The sequence below is a fragment of the Streptomyces sp. ITFR-6 genome, assembly GCF_031844725.1.
Classification (GTDB): Bacteria; Actinomycetota; Actinomycetes; order Streptomycetales; family Streptomycetaceae; genus Streptomyces.
Map to the genome: position 1 here is coordinate 35,343 of NZ_CP134614.1, position 16,749 is coordinate 52,091.

Below are 16,749 nucleotides of genomic sequence, written 5' to 3' on the forward strand. Positions count from 1 at the left end.
CTGAATCCAGCAGGACTCCGTCCACATCAAAGAGCACAGCGGAGATTTTCATACCGGCATGCTCTCAGGAGGGTGCACCCCCAGGTCGAGGAGGTTCGGCAGAGGAGCGACTTCATTTCTCGGCTTCTGGCTCACTTTCCGTGAAGCGCATACGTTGAGTGGCGGCTGACGTCTGCGGTGCCGCCGGATCCGGGTGTGGCGGTGAGTGGTGGCCCGGTCCGAGACCACGAACGGAACGAATAACGGATCGCCTGGGCGAAGCCCACTCCATGAACGCGCCCCGCCCCGCCCCACCGGGGCGGGGCGGAGCGCGTTCATGGCGGCCCGGCGTGCTCTCTTCCGGCCGTGGCCGGGGGGCAACGTCAGTGGCTGGTCGCGGGGACCTCGTTCAGGGTGGGGGCCGTCTCCGGATCAGTGGAACGCCGCGGTGCTGCGGGGCTCTCCGCAGGCTTGGGCTCTGTCAGCCACAGTCCGGTGAACACGGCGGTGACCAGGGTGACGATGCCGACCGCGAGGAAGGCGCTGTTGAGGCCGGTCTCGAAGGTGGCGCCGCCGGACTGCCGGGAGCGGACGATGGCTCCGAGTACCGCGACGCCGAAGACGGCACCGATCTGCCGGGTGGTGCTGCTGACGCCGGAGGCCAGGCCGCCTTCCTGCGGGCTGACCGCCTGGATGGCGGCTCCCGTGAGCGGGGACATGGCCAGGGCGAATCCGGTGCCGGCGACGGCCAGGCGCCACCACACGTTGCCGTATCCGGTGTCGGCGTGGACGGTGCCGAGTGCCATCAGGCCCAGGCCGGCCAGGGCGAGGCCGGTGGTGACCACGACCCGGAAGCCGTAGCGGGCGGCGAGCCGCCCCGCGTACGGGCTGACGACGACCATGGCGAGGGACAGGGGCAGGGTCTGCAGGCCGGCGCGCAGGATCGAGCTGCCTTGGACGTAGACGAAGAACTGGGAGAAGAAGAACGAGGAGCCCATGAGGGCGAACCCGACCACGACCATGGCGGTGTTGGACACGGTGAACAGGCGCTGCTTGAACAGCCGTAGGGACAGCATGGGCGCGATGCGGCGGGCTTCGACGGCGATGAAGGCGGCGAGGAAGACCACCGCGGCAGCGAAGCAGGCAAGGATCTCCGGTGATGTCCAGCCGCGGGCACCGCCCTCGATCAGGCCGTAGGTCAGCACGCCCACGGCGAGGACGGACAGTGCCGTGCCGGGGATGTCGATCGCGGGGGCCTTCGGGTTGCGAGACTCGTCGAGATGGCGCAGGCCGACCAGGAGCAGGCCCACGCCGAAGGGCAGGTTGACGAGGAAGATGGCGGGCCAGCCGAAGGCCTGTGTCAGTACGCCGCCGGCCACGGGGCCTGCGGCGAGGCCGATTCCGCTGAGTCCGGCCCACAGTCCGATCGCCTTCATGCGCTCTTGCGGTACGGGGTAGGCGGCGGCGAGGAGGGCGAGCGAGGCGGGGGCGAGGGCCGCGGCTCCGATGCCCTGCAGTACCCGGCCGGTGATGAGCCAGCTGACCGAGGGCGCGAGGGCGCAGACCAGTGACGCGGCGGTGAACACCGCCACGCCGGTCAGGTAGATCCGCTTGCGGCCGAACCGGTCGGCGAAGACGCCGCCGGTCAGGAGCAGCATGGCGACCAGGAGTACGTAGGCATCGACGATCCACTGAAGGCCGGTCAGTTCCGTGTGGAGCCGGTGCTGCATGTCGGGCAGCGCAGCTCCGACGATCGTGTTGTCGAGCAGGACCATGAACTGGCCCAGGCAGGTCACCGCGAGCAGCACGGCCCGGTTAGGTCGGCTGCCTACTGTCGCAGGCGATGCAGCCATGGGGATTCCTCTCAATCGTCGATTGCGCCCGGCCACGACCGGCGTGGTCAGCCTCTGGACGCTTTAAGGCAGTCAGTAGCTGCGTTAGCAGACAATACGGAGAGGTACCCTTAAACGCAAGTCTCGACTGCGTTAAGGTGGAAGCATGGACGACCGACAGCGAACCCGACGGCCCGGCGGGCGCAGCGCCCGCGTCGGCGCACAGGTGCACCAGGCGGTGACCGCTCTGATCAGTGAGCGGGGCTACGGCCACTTCACCGTCGGAGAGGTCGCAGCCCGCGCGGGTGTGGCCGACAGCAGCATCTACCGCCGGTGGGGAAGCCTGGAGGACCTCCTCTCCGAGGTGGCGCTCACCCGCCTCAACGCGCAGTCACCCATGCCGGACACCGGGAGCCTCGCTGGTGACCTGCACGCCTACGCGGCCAACGTCGCCCGGGAGATCACCGGACCCGACGGTCTGGCGCTCGTGCGCCTCGCCGTCGCCCTGACCGGCACCGGCCAGCAGGACCGGCTGGGCCGGCAGGCGCGTGACAGCCTGCGCGACGAACGCACCCGGCAGATGCAGTCCATGCTCGACCGCGCCGTCGAGCGCGGCGAGAGGACCCCCGCCGCGCTCGACGTGCTGGACCACGTCCTCGCCCCGATGTACATCCGCGTCCTGTTCGGCATGGAGCTCACCCCTGACTACGTCGACGGGCTCGTCGACCGGCTGCTGTGACCGTCGGACGCGTCCTCGTGGCACCGGGGCGAGGAGTCGTCAGGCGGGCTGGGCTGTAATGGTGCAGAGCCTTTTGGTGGCCCGGGTCAGGGCTACGTACAGGTCTCTCTCCCCGCCGGGGCGGGCCGTGATGATTTCCTCGGGGTTCAGGACGACGACCCCGTCGAATTCCAGGCCGCGCGCCTCGGACGCCGGCACGACGCGTGCCTGGTGCACGACGCCCCGGGCCGTCAGCTCGCTCACCCTGGCGTCCGCGCAGATCACCCCCAGGAGCTCGTCCGGGTGTGCGGCGCTCTGGGCGCGGAGTTCCTGGACGACGGCGGTGACCGACTCGTCCTGAGGTGTGGTCACGGAGCGAGGGCTCTCACCGCTTCGCAGTGACCGTGTGGGCTTCTGGTCCGGAGCGATCCGCGTGAGCAGGTCGCGGACGCTCTCCAGGATCTCCTGCGTGGTGCGGTAACTGACGGTCAGGTTGTGCAGTTTGAACCGCGGTCCGACGTGGGGGCTCAGCGCTTCCGTCCAGTCGCGTGCTGTCGCGACCGGGCCTGCCTGGGCGAAGTCGCCCACCAGCGTCATCGCTCTGGCCGGGCAGCGGCGGACGATCATCCGCCATTGCATGGCGGTCAGTTCCTGCGCCTCGTCGACGACGACGTGCCCGTACGTCCGCTCGGGGGGTCCCTCGACCAGGCTCGCCGCCTCGTCCAGCAGCGGGACATCGGCACCGGTCCACGGGCCGTCCGGACCGCGCAGCAGCAGGGACCGCTCCTGCTCGGTCAGGCCGGGCAGGTGCTCGGCGAGGGCGTCGGCGTTCGTCAGGAGCTCCTCCACGAGGCCGCCCGGCTGGAGCCGCGGCCACAGTGCCTCGACCTCCCGGTCGACGCCGGCGTCGTCGAGGAGGTCGGCCCGGATGGCGTCCAGGTCGAGCTCGTGGGCCGGATCCGGGTCGGCCGCGCCTTCGGTACGGCGCTGGGCGGCTCCGGTGAACCGGTCGAGGTTCAGGCCCGTCATCTTCTCGGTATCGGCGTCGATCTGCTCCAGGATGTCGCCCATATCCCGCTGCATCGCCTCGGTGACGGCGTCGGCCAGGAGCTCCTTGAACACCTGGCGCGCGGGGTTGTGCCCCGGTACTGCCGCCACGGCGGCGTCGCGTGCCGTGGCTACTTCCTTCTCGGTCAGGTGGACCACTTCCTGACCGACCCGCACGGTGAAGTCACCGGCGGGGGCCTGGTGGGCGCGCAGCAGGCCGGTCAGGGCGTCGGCGAGGCCGGAGCCGCCCTTGAGGCGTGCCGTGTCGAAGGGGTCCGCCGCCTCCGTGAACACTCCGGCCAGTTCCTGGCAGGTCGCCAGAACCACGTCGTTCTCTCCCAGTGAGGGCAGGACCTGGGAGATGTAGTCGAGGAACCGGGCGTTCGGGCCCACCACCAGGACTCCCTCTTCCGCGGCGCGCGGAAACGCGTACAGGACGTAGGCCGCCCGGTGCAGGGCGACGACCGTCTTGCCGGTGCCGGGACCACCCTGCACCACGGTCACCCCCCGGTGGCGGGAGCGGACGATCTCGTCCTGCTCGGCCTGGAGTGTCGCGACGGCGGCGTGCATCTTGCCCGTGCGCCTGGCCGACAGTGCTTCGGTCAGCGGGCCGTCTCCGACGACGTCCTCGTGGGTCGGGTCGGTCCCGTCCAGCAGTTCGTCGCTCACCGAGACGACGGTGCGGTCGTCGAGGCGCAGATGCCTGCGGCGCCGCAGGTCCATCGGGTGGACCGGTGTCGCCTCGTAGAAGGGCCGCGCCGCGTTCGCGCGCCAGTCCACGAGCAGCGGCAGGTCGTCCTCCTCCGTGTGGATTCCGATCCGTCCGATGCGCAGGGCGGTGCCGTCCGTCCAGTCGATGCGCCCGAAGACCAGCCCCTTTTCGGCGCCTTCCAGCCGGCCGATTTCCTTGGCCAGACGTTCGGCGGCGATTTCCCTCTCGTACGCCTCACCGGCGCTGTCGGCCGGGGCCTTCAGCACACTCGCTCTGTTTGCTCGTGCCTCGGAAAGCCGCTCGGTGAGCAGTTCGTACAACGAGGACACATAATCCTGCTCCAATTCAACCGCACGCACAGCAGAATCTTTTCTCTTCGGCAACAAGAAGCTCCTTTTATTCGAGCCACACCATACGGACGAAGCCCTCCAAAGGTAAGTCTTGACTAACTTGTTGGGGTTATGCCCCTATGACCGGGTCCATGACGGCCAAGAACATTCACGTGTCACGCATTTGACTGCTCGACATATCGGAATGCTGGATGGAATGGCCCTTGTCGAACAGCACCGTGCCGGACTCCCGGTGGTGGGGCTTCAGACCGCTCCGGTCGCCTGAAACTGTGCGACGTGGCCCGCGTTCAGTTGCACGTGCCTGCCGGTGAACCGGGTTCGCATGCGGCGGTCGTGGGTGACGACGACGACCGCGCCTCGGTAGCGGGCCAGCGCTCCTTCCAGTTCTTCGACCAGGACGGGGGAGAGATGGTTGGTGGGCTCGTCCAGCAGCAACAGGCCGACGGGTTCGCTGACGAGACGGGCCAGTTCGATCCGGCGCCTTTGTCCATAGGACAGTTCGCCCACTTTCAGGCGCAGCTCGGCAGGGCTGAACAGACCGAGGGACAGAAGATGGTCGATGCGCTCATCCAGTTCGCCCCCGCAGCCGTGGGCGAACGCCTGTGGGACTGTCAGGCCGGGTGGCCACGGTGTCTCTTCCTGTCTCAGGTGCCCGACTCGGCCCCGCGTGCGCACCGTCCCCTCATCGGGCCGCAGCTCACCCGCCAGCACCCGCATGAGCGTTGTCTTGCCGGCCCCGTTGGGTCCGGTGACCAACAGCCGCTCCTCGCCGCCGATCCGCAGCGAAGGTACGTGCAGCCGGCCTTCGACACGGATGCCGGTGAGTTCCGCTGCGGCCTGCGACGTCCGACCATCGGCGGTGGACATCCGAGCGGCGAGGACCAGCGGTTCGGGCGGCGGCGCGACAGGCCTGTCCGTCAGCCGTTCGACACGCTCCTTCGCATTGCGGATACGGACCATCGCCCCGTGGCCACGGCCGCGGGCACGGAAGCCGCCGTGGCCGAACACGGCGAACGGCACCTTGCGAGGGATCGCCTCCAGCCGTGCCACGTTCGTGGCGGCCAGCTTCTGACTGCGGGCCAGCTCCGCGCACCAGTGCGCGTACTCCTGCAGACGGCGCCGCTGCTCAGCGGCCTTGGCGGCAAGGTAGCCGTTGTAGCCGTCGCCGTGACGCGTCACCTTGCCCTCGCCGACCTCCAGGATCGTGGTGGTGACCCGTTCCAGGAACACCCGGTCGTGGGTGACCGTGAGCACCGTGCCGCGATGCGCCCGCAGGTGTTCCTCCAGCCAGCCCACCGCCTGGTCGTCCAGATCGTTGGTCGGCTCGTCCAGCAGTAGCAGCTCCGGCTGGGACGCCAAGGTCGCGGCCAGCGCCAGCCGTGATCGCTCACCGCCCGAAAGCGTGCCCAGGGTCCGATCCCGAGCCAGATCCGGCAGGCCGAGCCCGTGCAGGGCGATGTCCACCCGGGCATCGGCTTCGTAGCCGGCGCGCGCCTCGTACTGGGCGAGCATGTGGGCGTAGGCGTCCAGCGCGGCGGTGAGCTCCGCCCCCGCCAAGCCCCTGAGCCCGGCTTCGGCGTGGTGCATACGCGCTTCGAGTTCACGCAGGTCGGCAAGAGCCATATCCACTGCGGCCTGGACGGTGGCCTCGGGGGGCAGGGCCAACGACTGGGCCAGATAGCCCGAGCCGCCTGGTGCGATCACGGTCAGTTCGCCGCTGTCGGGCCGGTCCTGGCCGGCGATCAGTCGCAGCAGGGTGGATTTTCCGGCTCCGTTGTCGCCGATGATGCCGGCCTTCTCGCCCGGCTTGACGCTGAAGGACACGTCGTCCAGCACGACGTGGTCGTCGTAGCGGCGGGTGACGTTCTGAAGAGATAGCTGTGCAGTAAGCATGGAGTCCCCTGTTCTCGGCCGGGCCGATCGGCACGGGTGAACGGACGCGTCCGCGCACGCCGGAAACACTCCGCGGTACGCCAAACAGGCGGCATTACCGGGAGGAGCGGAAGCACGGACGAGAACGTGCGACGGCGGAGCCAAGCTCAACGCGGCCGCACGGGGAGTATCACAGAGAACCCATGCGCAGCACCGTAGGCGGGGAGCCGGGTGGCTGCAAGCTCTTTCTTCGGTGAGGTGGCAGAAAGGTGCAACAGAGGCGGGTGAATCCCCTCGGTCGACCGGCGCCGACGAATACGAGTACGGCACCGGCAGCGACGCGGAATGCGCAGCAGGCGCGATCATTTCGCTGCGGAGCACCGCCGACGTCGCCGAACTCGTCGCCCAGGAGCGCCTGGAGGTGGCCGATTCACTGCGCCGGGTCCGGGCGTCGAAGGCCAGGGAAGGCGGCGGGGGTTGCCCAGCCGCGCAGTACGGCATCAATCGTTGACCGGAACGCGGTCTCGGCCGCGGTGCCGTCGAGGCCGCCGGCGAGTTCGAGGGTCACGAGCCCGTGCAGGGCGACCCACAACGAGACGGCGATCAGTGTGGTGTCGCCCGCGAGGATCTGATCCGCCACGGCACGGTCGATCGCCGCGACAAGCGGTCGCACCGGGTCTCGGTCGCCGACCCGGGCCGACGGCACGAAGGACTGTGCGCCACCGAACAACACCGCGTACAGGTGACGGTGTTCACGTCCCCAGTGGCGATACGCCACGGCCAGCGCGTACAGATCCTCCAGGGCGGCCTCCGAGCCGGGAACGGCCGTCAGGTCCTGGAACAGGCCGGCGACCGCCCGGTCGCGCACCTCGCGGATCACACCGTCCTTCCCCTGGAACAACGTATACACCGCCGCCGTCGACGTTCCGGCGGCGGCGGCCAGCGCGCGGACCGTGACCGACTCCTGCGGGCGGGTGGCGAACATCTCGGTCGCGCATGCGATGAGCCGTTCTCCGACGTCGGCGTCGTTTGTTCTCGGCCTTCCCATGAAAAGCAGTTTACCCATGCTGATAACGTCGTTTCAAAACGTCGTTCCAAAACTCGGGGAGCCCACCGTGCCACCGTCCGTCATACGTTGCTTGCGCCTTGTCGGCCGCCTGCTGGCGGCCACCGCCGCGGTAGTGGGGCTGGTCGCCGTCTTCGTGGCGCTGATCGCCGCCACCGACGGTGCGGGATCGGGGTTGGCCGCATGGTCAGCGACTGTCGGGATCGCGGCTGCCGCGGCGACATGGCGAGGCCGCCGCCGCTCCTGGCGGGGACGGATGGTGCCCTTCCTGCCGGTCCTCGTAGCAGCGGCCCTGACCCTGTCGGTGTGCGTCCCCACCGTCTCCACGACGCGCCACCACCCGCCCGCCCTGTCGTTCGTGACCACCGAGCACTGGCGCCTGTCCACCGGCAGCCGGGTCGCGGTCTACCACTACCCGCCCGCCGACAACAGCCCCCGGCAACGCGTCCCGCTCGTCTACCTCAACGGCGGCCCGGTGCGCGGCATCTCAGTGCTCGACCACCGCTTCCTGCAGCGGCTCGCGGGACAGGGCTACGACGTGTACGCCTACGAACAGGCCGGCGGTGGACGCAGTGACCTGCTGCCCATGGACCAGTACTCGATCACCCGGTCCGTCCATGACCTCGGCGCCTTCGTCAGCGAACTCGGCAAGGGCCGCGCCGACGTACTGGGTTTCTCCTCGGGCGCGGTCGTGCTCACCCGCGCGCTGGCCGACCCGGCCGTCGCCGACCACCTGCGCCGGGCGGTCATCGCCGAGCCTGGCCCGATGGACGGCCCCACCGCCCGGATGGCCGGACAGAAGGGCCGGCCATCGGCCCGCGGCATCGCACCGGCCATGACCGGACCACGCTCCACACGCGTTCCGCGGTACGCGGTCGCCTTCGGCCTCATGCGGCTCGGACTGCTCAGCCCGGACAACGGGCTGGTAGGACAGGCAGAAGGCGACAACGCCTTCACCGCCGCCGATCTCGGCAGCGACACCGCGTCCGCCTACTGCGCGCGGGACGCGCACCGCATCCCGGTCGAGGACACGGAGCAGAACTTCTCCTTCAGCGCCGCCGCCAGCCTCCGCATCCAGCAGACGATCAAGGACTCCCCCTCCATCGCCCCCCGGTTTAGGCGTTCCCGGACACCCGCGATGCTGATGATGGCCGAGTGCTCCTCCCAGGTCCGGCAGTGGCAGACAACCGTCCTCGCGGACAACCCCGCCATCCGGCGCACCCAGTACATGCCCGGTGTCGGCCACCACATGTGGAACGGCCTGGGTGACAACGACCGACGAGCAGCAGCCGTCATCACCGCATTCCTCCAGGACAAGCCCGCACCGCTGCCCGACTACCCGACCCGGGCCGACATCCCGGCCTTCCTCCGTGACCACAAGTAGGGGTGTGCAGCGGGGTCCCGTGCCACGACCGCAGGCTGGCCGGTGGTTACGCCGAGGGGGTCCAGTCTGCGACCAGGCCGAGGAGGCCGGGGAAGCGGGTGTTGAGGTCGTCTGCGCGTACGTGGCTGCGGCGTTCGAGTCCGTACTGCCGCTGACGGGTGATCCCTGCCTCCCGTAGCGCTTTGAAGTGGTGCGTGAGGGAGGACTTGGGCCGTTCGAGGCCGAACCAGCCGCAGGGGTGGTCGAACTGCTCCGATTCCAGGAGGAGTTTGCGGACGATCGTCAGCCTCAAGGGGTCGCTGAGTGCGCCGAGGACCGTTTCCAGGCGCAGGTCTTCGACCGCCGGCTCCGGCAGCGGTGACGGCAGGCCGGGTGGCTCCGGGAACACCGTTTCGGTCGGAGGCATGAGTGACTCCTCGTGGCTCGATTCCTCTGTACGAGTTCCATCGCACTGCCTGCTAAGTTCGACTAAAATCGTACTGTAGCGGGGCCAGGAGGAACAGCCATGTCCGAGATCCGTAACGCACCCGTCCGTCTGCCGTCGGGGTGGGGCAAGGTGACCCGGTGCGGCTCGGCGGGCGGGCCGGCGCTCCGCTGTGGTGGGTGTGGCTGGCCGCGTGGCCGGTCACGGCCGTCTTCGTCCTCTCGAACGCGGCCACGCCGCTGTACGTGCTGTGGCAGCGCGATATCGGGTTCTCCAAGGGCACCCTGACGGTCGTTTTCGCGTTCTACATCGTCGGGCTGCTCGGCTCGCTCCTCGTATCCGGTGTCGTCTCGGACCGGATCGGGCGCAAGCCCGTACTGCTGCCCGCCCTCGGGCTCGCCCTGGTCGCGTGTCTGATCTTCGCGACGGCCACCGGTGTGGCCGCGCTGATCGTGGCCCGGCTGTTCACCGGCATCGCTGTCGGCGCCGTGGTCTCCGCCGGTATGGCGGCCGTGACCGACGTTGGCCGGTCACGAACGCAGGCGGACCGGCGCCCTGCTCGCCTCCTGCGCGATGGTCTTCGGCGCAGGTCTCGGCCCGTTCCTGGCCGGTGTCCTGTCCGAGACGCTGCCCGCGCCGACCGTCACCGTCTTCGCCGTCGAGGCCGCACTGCTCCTCACCGCGGTGTCCGCCGTGCTCCGCATGCCGCTCCGGCGCCCCGCGGCGCCCGCGAAAGGCGCCTGGGTGCGGGTGCCGTCGGTCCCGCGCGGCCACGGCCGGCAGCTCATCCACGGCATCGCCGTGTTCGCACCCGGCATCACCGCCACCTCCTTCGTCCTCTCGCTGGGCCCCTCGCTCCTTTCGGGGCTGCTGGGCACCACCAGCCGGATCACCGCCGGCGCCAAGGCCTTCGCCATGTTCCTCGCCGCCACCGCCGTGCAGTTCGCCGTCCGGCGGCTGCGCCGGCGCACCATCCTCACGGCCGGCGCGAGCAGCACCGCGCTCGGCATGATCATGCTGGTGGTCGCCGTGCACGCCTCGTCGGCGCCGGTCCTCCTCGCCTCTGCGCTGCTCGCCGGGGCCGGCCAGGGGCTGGGGCAGCTCGGCGGCCTGTCGCTGCTCAGTTCCGGCGTCCCTCCTCAGCGCCTCGCGGAGGCCAATGCCGCGCTCAACGTGGGGGGTTACGTTCTGGCCGGTGTGCTGCCCGTGTCCGCCGGCTACCTGAGTGACGCGGTGGGCCTGACTGCTGGTGCCACGGTGTTCGGTGTGGTCCTGATGAGCCTCGCGGTCATCGGGGGCCTGGTGGTTCTTGCCGCCCGGCGGCAGGCGAATGTGCCTGGCGGTGACGGGGCGCGCTAGTTGCCGGAGGTGTCCCGTCCCAGGCCCCGACGAATCGCGATCTCCACCGGTGAGTACGCGCCGTCGGCCCGCTCCGGTTCGTACGGCGCGGCCGGCATCAGCGGCGGCTGGGCCATGAAGCGCGGCCGCGTCCCGTGGTGCGGCTGTGCCGCGTGCACCAGGAACGGATGGCACAGGAAGACGTCACCCGGGGAGCCGGTGGCGAGGGCGAGCGGCCGGTGGGCGGAGGCCGCTACGAGGTCCGGCGCGATGGCCAGGCCGTTCGCGCCCTCCTCCCCGTACGGCTCCAGCACCTTCGGCACGTCGAGGTGGGAGCCGGCCCGGATCCGGGTCGGGGCGTCCTCTTCTCCCATCTCGCTGAAGAGGAACAGCATCAGCAGGGCCCGGCCGCGTGAGCGGAGATTGGTGAAGGGCCAGGTCTCGCCCTCCACCGCATAGCTGCCCTCGATGTGCCAGCCCGCGTCGTCGGGCTCCTCCTCGTGCGGGAAGCGCAGCGGGAAAGTCCCGAGCGAGTAACGCGGCTCCCAGCGCCCCGCCCCGGCCAGCAGGTCGTACGCCCGGTGCAGGGCCGGGGAGTTGGGGGCGGCGGCGAACGGCCCCTGGGCCATCCCGCCGACCCAGTGCACGGGCTGTGTCCACGTCTGCGGGTCGTCCGGGTCGCAGCCCGTCTCCCGCCACAGCAGCCGTGCGCAGCTCGCGGCCACGCGGGGTGCGACGGCGCCCTCCAGCTTGACGAAGCCGTCGCGGAGGAAGCGGGATACCAAGGTCGTGTCGTCCATGCCGCCAGCGTGCCGCACCGTCCGCCCCGGTCACCCGACACTTGCCGCACCGCTTTTCTCGGGTGTGGTGTGCCGGGCAGCGCCTGGTTGAATCATTGTCCGGGATCTTGGAGGCAAGCGTGCTGGAGCGGCTCAATCAGGCCATGGAGCACATCGAGCGGCAGCTCGACGGGTCCATCGACGTCGGTGAGCTGGCGCGGGTCGCGGCCACGTCGCAGTACCACCTGCGGCGGATGTTCTCGGCGCTCGCGGGGATGCCGCTGTCGGAATACATCAGGCGCCGGAGGCTGACCGTCGCGGGTGCGGAGGTGCTGGCCGGTGAGCGGACGCTGCTGGAAATCGCGGTGCGGTACGGATACGGCTCGGGAGAGGCGTTCGCGCGGGCGTTCCGTACGGTGCACGGCGTCGGCCCCGGCGAGGCACGGCACACCGGCGCGGCGCTCAGCTCCCAGCCCCGGATGACGTTCCGCCTCATCGTCAAGGGGAGCAGCAGCATGCGCTACCGCGTGGTGCACAAGCCGGAGTTCACCGTCGTCGGGGCGAAGGCCCGGGTGCCGCTCGTGCACTCGGGGCCCAACCGGGCGATCATCGATTTCGTCCGCGGGACCGGCGACCGGGCGAGGGAGCTGCTGGAGAAGCTGTCCGACCAGGAGCCGCACGGCATCCTCGCGGTCTGCGACGGCCTCGATCCCGGCCGGGCGGAGGGTACCGGCCTCGACTACTACTACGGGGTCGTCACCCTGGCGTCCGCGCCGGAGGGCATGGCCACACTGCCGGTGCCGGCCGGTACCTGGGCGGTCTTCACCACCTCGGGGCCGGCGCCGGAGGCGATCCAGGCGCTGTGGCGGGATGTGTTCACCGAGTGGTTCCCGTCGAACCCGTACCGGAGCCGCCCCGGGCCGGAGATCCTTCGTACGCGGATGTCGGCGGACGGCAGCGAGGCGGATGCCGAGTTGTGGCTGCCGGTGGAACGGGAGGCCTGACTGATCAAGGGACAATCCCTTGGGGACGTCGAGATCGTGTGCTGGTCTCCGTTCAGTAATCCAGGTCCAGGTAATCGATGTCGTTGATCTCCACGTCCGACAGTCCCTGGGCGCGGACACCGCCGTCCTGGAAATAGATGTTCCGGAATCCGTCGGCGATGATTCCGCGCATCTCCTGGTCGTCGGCTCCCGCGCCGCGGGCGTCGAACAGGCGTTGCGCGTAGCTGCCGGGCAGACGGACCGTGAGGCGGCGGAAGCGGCCGTCGTCGGTGGTGCCGATGGGGGCGGTGTAGCCGAACCGGGCCCGGGTCTCCACGGTGATTCCCGTGGTGGCGGCCTGCTGGTGCCGGCGTTTGCGGACCTGGGGCTGCCAGCGGGACAGGACGGCTTCCTCGATCTTCAGGGCGATGTTCCTCGGCGGGTTCTTACGGGCGCCGCGCCGGTAGCGGTTGACGGAGTCGGCCGTGATGCCGAGCTCAGCCGCGACGGCCCTGGCGGTGCCCAACTGCCGCAGCAGGTAGTTGATGCGGCCCTTGAGGGTCTTGGGCGGTTCCCGGGTGAAGGCTTCCCGGTCGGCGCGTTCGATGGCGTCGTCGATCTCCCTCACGGCGCTACTCCCCTTCGTCCAGGACGGCGTCGCCGCCCTTGATGTGGCGGGCCGGGTTGAGGTCCTTCTCCATCAGGTCGACCGCCCACAGCATCGACTGGACGCCCTCCAGCTTCGCCAGGCCCGGGGTGGGGCCGAGGCGGAAGCCGCCGGGCTGCGGCTTGCCGGACGCCGCGTAGGGGAGGAAGTCGAGCGGGTTGTCGCCCGGTGAGGGGTAGACGACGCAGTCGGAGAGCACGGCGAGCGGATACAGGCCCGTCATGCGGGCCATGTTCTGCAGTTTGCGGTGCATGTTGACCCGGGCCTTGCTGATGACGGCGGCCCGGATGTCGGGGCGCCAGGTCGGCCGCTCCAGGGAGGGCCACCGGTCGCCCTCCTTGTAGGACTTGCCCTGCGGGCGCTCCCTGAGCTTGCCGACGCCGCCCTTCACCGTGGCCTTGATCGCGGACAGGACGGCGGCCAGGGCCGGGTCGAGCTGCTTGTGCCGCTCCATCGCGGCGAGGAACTGGCGGTCGTCCAGGTCCCGGGTGACGCCCAGGTCCGCCAGGGTGTCGACGTACGCCGTCTTGAGGCGGTCGTGCCACGGGTCGAGGTACGCGCCGGTCTCGCGGCGCAGGTACGCCTCGATCGGGTGCACGTCGTGCCCGATCTCCTGGGCGTAGGCGACCGTGTGGGTCTGGTACCAGGCCGGCCCTGTGGGGCGGGTTCCGTCCGGGGTGAACGGGCTGGGCAGGCGCGGGTCGGGTTCGATGTGGGAGAGGTCGACCAGCCAGCTCCCGGGGATCTTCGGGTTGAACTTCGGGGCGTTGAAGTGGTCGGGGGCGGAGAGGCCGACAACGAGGCGGGCCGCGGCGGCGAGGAACGCCGTGTTGAGGTCGAGGCCGACCGCGTACGGCAGTGTGCACTCCTCGTCGGTGAGGGAGTCCACCGGCCGCACCCATTGGTATGCCTCCTCGTTCAGGAAGCCGCCGGTCCAGCCGCTGTTCACGACGACGGGGTGTTCCGGGGTGGCTTCCGGCGGGGCCGGGTCCATCGGCTCCGTCCCCAGTGAACCGGCGTTGTGGCCGGATACCCAGTTCCCGGTGCCCGGGTCCTGTACGGCCTTCGTCGGCGGGCGCAGCGCCGTCATCAGTTCCAGTCCGGAGACCGCGGTGGAGCCGCGCGGCGTGATGACGCGCTGGGCGTAGATACCGAGGACGCGGGCGATGTCGGCCGGTTCCATGTCCGTGACGCCGGGCCAGGACCGCTCGTCGAGGGCGTCCCAGGACAGGAGCGCGAACTGCACGCACTGCCGGTCGCGGCCCTGGGCCTTGCGGTAGATCCGCGCCCACGGGCCGAATCCGCGGCGGGTGAGCTGCCATCTGGCCTTCGCGATCTGCTTGACCACGGGGTGGTCCTCGGGCAGGCGCAGGGAGCGGCGCTGTTCGTGGCCTTCCAGGTGTTCGGGGAGTCCCAGTTTCACGGCGGCTGACGCGGTGAGCGCGATCAGGGGGTCGGAGTCCTTGCCGTAGCGGTTCAGCCTGGCCGCGCCGAGGCCGGATTCGTTGAGCGTCCACTCCACGAGTTCCGGAACCGTGCGGGCGGGGCAGTCGAGCACGATGCCGTCGGCGCCGTACGCGGAGCCGTCGCCGTCCAGTACGGCGAGCGGGCCGTGCGGGAAGCGCGGGTCCTGGGCGGGCTGCGTCTTCTTCGCCGTCGGGCGCCGCGGGGCTGTGACGGGGGCCGTGGCGGGGGCCGTGGCGGGGGCCGTGGCGGTACGGGTCGGCCGGTGCGGTGCAGCCGGCTGCGGCGCGGGGGCGGCGGGCTCCGGTACGGGGGGCTGTGGCGCGGACGGCTTCGGCTGCGGTGGGGCGGCCGGGGTCGGCTGGGGGGCGGGGGTGCCGTGGGCGGGGTACTTCGACGCCCAGCCGTTCAGCAGCCGCTGGTAGGCCTCCAGTCGCGGCGACCGCGGCTCGGAGCGGCCGTTCTCGTAGTTCTTGACCGACTGCGTCGTGGTCTTCAGCGCTGTCGCGAGGCGGGCCTGGGTGATGCCGGCGGCCTCCCGGAGGCGGGCCCGCTCCGCGGGAGGCGGGAGCTGCGGCTCTTCGTCCAGCAATGCGTCGATGTTCGCGAACAGCTCTTCCTCGGATGCCACTGCCTACCTCCAGCCCGGACGCTACAGCCCTTATCCTAATCTTTAACCCGCTCCTTTAACTCATTCGGGGACGCTGCCGCCGATCGGCGCACACTCGGTCGCGGCGTGCGCACCGGTTGCGCACGCGGACATTGCGGACCGGCGGCGCAGCACGGGTCGTCCGCCACGCTCGCCATCGCGCTCCCGCCCACGGTCCTCAGCCGGGCATTGCGCCGTTGATCAAGGCCGCCGTGTCAGCGGCGCTCGTGATCAGTACACCTCGCGGGCTGGGTCAGGAGTGTGCTGCGGAGTAGTCAGGACCCAGGCGGCAAAGGCTTCGACGCCGTCCACGACGGCCTCGAAGCGCGGGGAGTGGAAGACGTCGAAAGCATGCTGCCCGCCGGGGAGTTCGGCGTAGACCACGGTGCTGTCCGAACCGTGGCGCAGTTGGGCGACGAAGTTCCGGGCGCCCTCGACAGTCCCCAGCGAGTCCCTGGTGCCGTGAGCGACGAAGAAGGGCGGCGCACCGGGGTGGATGTAGCCCTGTGGCTGGAGCGGGGGCGGCGGCTCGTCCGGCGGGGCGCCGAAGTAGTGGCCGTAGAAGCCGTAGAAGCAGATCGCCGCGGTGACCGAGGTGTCGGCCGACTCGAATCCGGGCTGGAACATCGGATCGTTCGGCGTGAGCGCGCACAGGCCCGCGATGTTGGATCCGGCGGAGCTGCCCGCCACGAACAGTCTCGACGCATCGGCGCCGTACTCGGAACCGTGCTCGCGGGCCCAGGCGATGACCTTCTTGGCGTCGATCTGGTGGCCCGGGAACGTGGTCTGGGGCCGCAGACGGTAGTTGGCGCTGATGCACACCCACCCCTGGCCGGCCAGCCGGTTCAACAGGGGCCGTGCCTCGCGGCTCTTCGCACCGCTGGTGTAGTGGCCGCCGTGGAAGTAGATCAGGACCGGCGCGTTCGCCGGCGCGTCGCGGCGACGGTAGACGTCGAGGAGATTCCGGCGCCCGGCGTCCCCGTAGCTGATGTTGCGGATCCGTTCCACGTCACGCCGTCGCATGGAGCCCGGCAGCAGCAGGATGAGGGCCCAGGGCCGGTGGCGGCGCAGCGGTATCCTCACGCGATTCCGCCAACTGGTCCCGAGCCCGTCCTCAAGGGCCTTTTCGACCACTTGGTCCGAGCGCACCCCCCGCCAGGCGGAGACGGCCAGGCCGATGGCGGCAAGGGCGGCCACCGCGGCTGTCACCTTGGCGCCCGTCGATCCCAGATCGCCCTGGGCGGCGGCCAGGGCCGTGGATGCCACCAGGACGTAGATGCCCAGGAACGGCACCTCGTTGAGGATCAGGCCGAACCAGAAACTCATGCTCGCCAGAGGCTGGGGGCGGCGCGGTGCGACAACGGCGAAGAACGTGCACCAGGCGACGATCACAGTCGTCACTAAGTATCCCATTGGCATGGTGATCACCGTACCCTTCTCAACTCTGGGAAAGCCCCTGGTACTTCCTCGCTTAGCGTTGCCCTC

The 16,749-nt window shown here is 70.1% G+C and carries 12 protein-coding genes and 1 pseudogene; 4 read left to right on the forward strand and 9 right to left on the reverse strand.

Annotated elements, in window-relative coordinates; translation table 11 throughout:
* Positions 1–362 precede the first annotated feature (362 nt).
* Positions 363–1,832, reverse strand: a complete 1,470-nt coding sequence (locus tag RLT59_RS38520) for an MFS transporter (RefSeq protein ID WP_311308134.1) — start codon at positions 1,830–1,832, stop codon at positions 363–365.
* Positions 1,833–1,977: 145 nt separating this feature from the next.
* On the opposite strand from RLT59_RS38520, the gene RLT59_RS38525 reads away from it, so the two are divergent.
* Positions 1,978–2,550 carry a TetR/AcrR family transcriptional regulator gene (locus RLT59_RS38525; RefSeq protein WP_311308135.1) on the forward strand — a complete coding sequence of 191 codons (573 nt, stop codon included), beginning with the start codon at positions 1,978–1,980 and terminating at the stop codon, positions 2,548–2,550.
* A gap of 39 nt (positions 2,551–2,589) precedes the next feature.
* Here RLT59_RS38525 and RLT59_RS38530 read toward each other — a convergent pair whose 3' ends face one another.
* From RLT59_RS38530 to RLT59_RS38540, 3 genes are all read right to left on the reverse strand, one after another.
* Positions 2,590–4,617: a HelD family protein gene (locus RLT59_RS38530; RefSeq protein WP_311308136.1), complete on the reverse strand. Its 2,028-nt coding sequence runs from the start codon at positions 4,615–4,617 to the stop codon at positions 2,590–2,592.
* A gap of 264 nt (positions 4,618–4,881) precedes the next feature.
* Positions 4,882–6,531, reverse strand: a complete 1,650-nt coding sequence (locus RLT59_RS38535; RefSeq protein WP_311308213.1) for a TlrC/CarA/OleB/SrmB family ABC-F type ribosomal protection protein — start codon at positions 6,529–6,531, stop codon at positions 4,882–4,884.
* A gap of 409 nt (positions 6,532–6,940) precedes the next feature.
* Positions 6,941–7,558 (reverse strand): TetR-like C-terminal domain-containing protein, encoded by a 618-nt coding sequence (locus tag RLT59_RS38540; RefSeq protein WP_311308137.1) that lies wholly within the window; start codon positions 7,556–7,558, stop codon positions 6,941–6,943.
* A gap of 16 nt (positions 7,559–7,574) precedes the next feature.
* On the opposite strand from RLT59_RS38540, the gene RLT59_RS38545 reads away from it, so the two are divergent.
* Complete coding sequence (locus RLT59_RS38545) at positions 7,575–8,960, forward strand: alpha/beta hydrolase (RefSeq protein ID WP_399127119.1); 1,386 nt, start codon at positions 7,575–7,577, stop codon at positions 8,958–8,960.
* A gap of 46 nt (positions 8,961–9,006) precedes the next feature.
* Here RLT59_RS38545 and RLT59_RS38550 read toward each other — a convergent pair whose 3' ends face one another.
* Complete coding sequence (locus RLT59_RS38550; protein WP_311308139.1) at positions 9,007–9,366, reverse strand: ArsR/SmtB family transcription factor; 360 nt, start codon at positions 9,364–9,366, stop codon at positions 9,007–9,009.
* A gap of 188 nt (positions 9,367–9,554) precedes the next feature.
* On the opposite strand from RLT59_RS38550, the pseudogene RLT59_RS38555 reads away from it, so the two are divergent.
* Positions 9,555–10,743: pseudogene (locus tag RLT59_RS38555) on the forward strand (MFS transporter).
* Here RLT59_RS38555 and RLT59_RS38560 read toward each other — a convergent pair.
* Complete coding sequence (locus RLT59_RS38560) at positions 10,740–11,522, reverse strand: phytanoyl-CoA dioxygenase family protein (protein ID WP_311308140.1); 783 nt, start codon at positions 11,520–11,522, stop codon at positions 10,740–10,742. The pseudogene RLT59_RS38555 and the gene RLT59_RS38560 sit on opposite strands and share 4 nt — an antisense overlap.
* 119 nt (positions 11,523–11,641) lie before the next feature.
* Between RLT59_RS38560 and RLT59_RS38565 the strand changes: the two genes are divergently transcribed.
* Complete coding sequence (locus RLT59_RS38565) at positions 11,642–12,505, forward strand: AraC family transcriptional regulator (protein WP_311308214.1); 864 nt, start codon at positions 11,642–11,644, stop codon at positions 12,503–12,505.
* Between the two features lie 52 nt (positions 12,506–12,557).
* On the opposite strand, the gene tpg is transcribed toward RLT59_RS38565, so the two are convergent.
* The 3 genes from tpg to RLT59_RS38580 all read right to left on the reverse strand — a co-directional run bounded on the left by tpg (position 12,558) and on the right by RLT59_RS38580 (position 16,665).
* A complete protein-coding gene (tpg, locus tag RLT59_RS38570) occupies positions 12,558–13,112 on the reverse strand; it encodes a telomere-protecting terminal protein Tpg (protein WP_073737806.1) in 555 nt (184 codons plus the stop codon).
* Positions 13,113–13,116: 4 nt separating this feature from the next.
* Entirely contained in the window at positions 13,117–15,246 is a 2,130-nt protein-coding gene (tap, locus tag RLT59_RS38575) for a telomere-associated protein Tap (RefSeq protein ID WP_311308141.1), read from the reverse strand.
* 249 nt (positions 15,247–15,495) lie between these two features.
* Entirely contained in the window at positions 15,496–16,665 is a 1,170-nt protein-coding gene (locus RLT59_RS38580; RefSeq protein ID WP_311308142.1) for an alpha/beta hydrolase, read from the reverse strand.
* Positions 16,666–16,749: the final 84 nt, after the last annotated feature.

Bases quoted from the DNA above. Each gene is read 5' to 3' on its own strand.
- RLT59_RS38520 (WP_311308134.1), bottom strand. From the start codon at position 1,832: ATGGCTGCATCGCCTGCGACAGTAGGCAGCCGACCTAACCGGGCCGTG.
- RLT59_RS38535 (WP_311308213.1), bottom strand. From the start codon at position 6,531: ATGCTTACTGCACAGCTATCTCTTCAGAACGTCACCCGCCGCTACGAC.
- RLT59_RS38560 (WP_311308140.1), bottom strand. From the start codon at position 11,522: ATGGACGACACGACCTTGGTATCCCGCTTCCTCCGCGACGGCTTCGTC.
- RLT59_RS38550 (WP_311308139.1), bottom strand. From the start codon at position 9,366: ATGCCTCCGACCGAAACGGTGTTCCCGGAGCCACCCGGCCTGCCGTCA.
- RLT59_RS38525 (WP_311308135.1), top strand. From the start codon at position 1,978: ATGGACGACCGACAGCGAACCCGACGGCCCGGCGGGCGCAGCGCCCGC.
- RLT59_RS38540 (WP_311308137.1), bottom strand. From the start codon at position 7,558: ATGGGAAGGCCGAGAACAAACGACGCCGACGTCGGAGAACGGCTCATC.
- RLT59_RS38545 (WP_399127119.1), top strand. From the start codon at position 7,575: ATGCTGATAACGTCGTTTCAAAACGTCGTTCCAAAACTCGGGGAGCCC.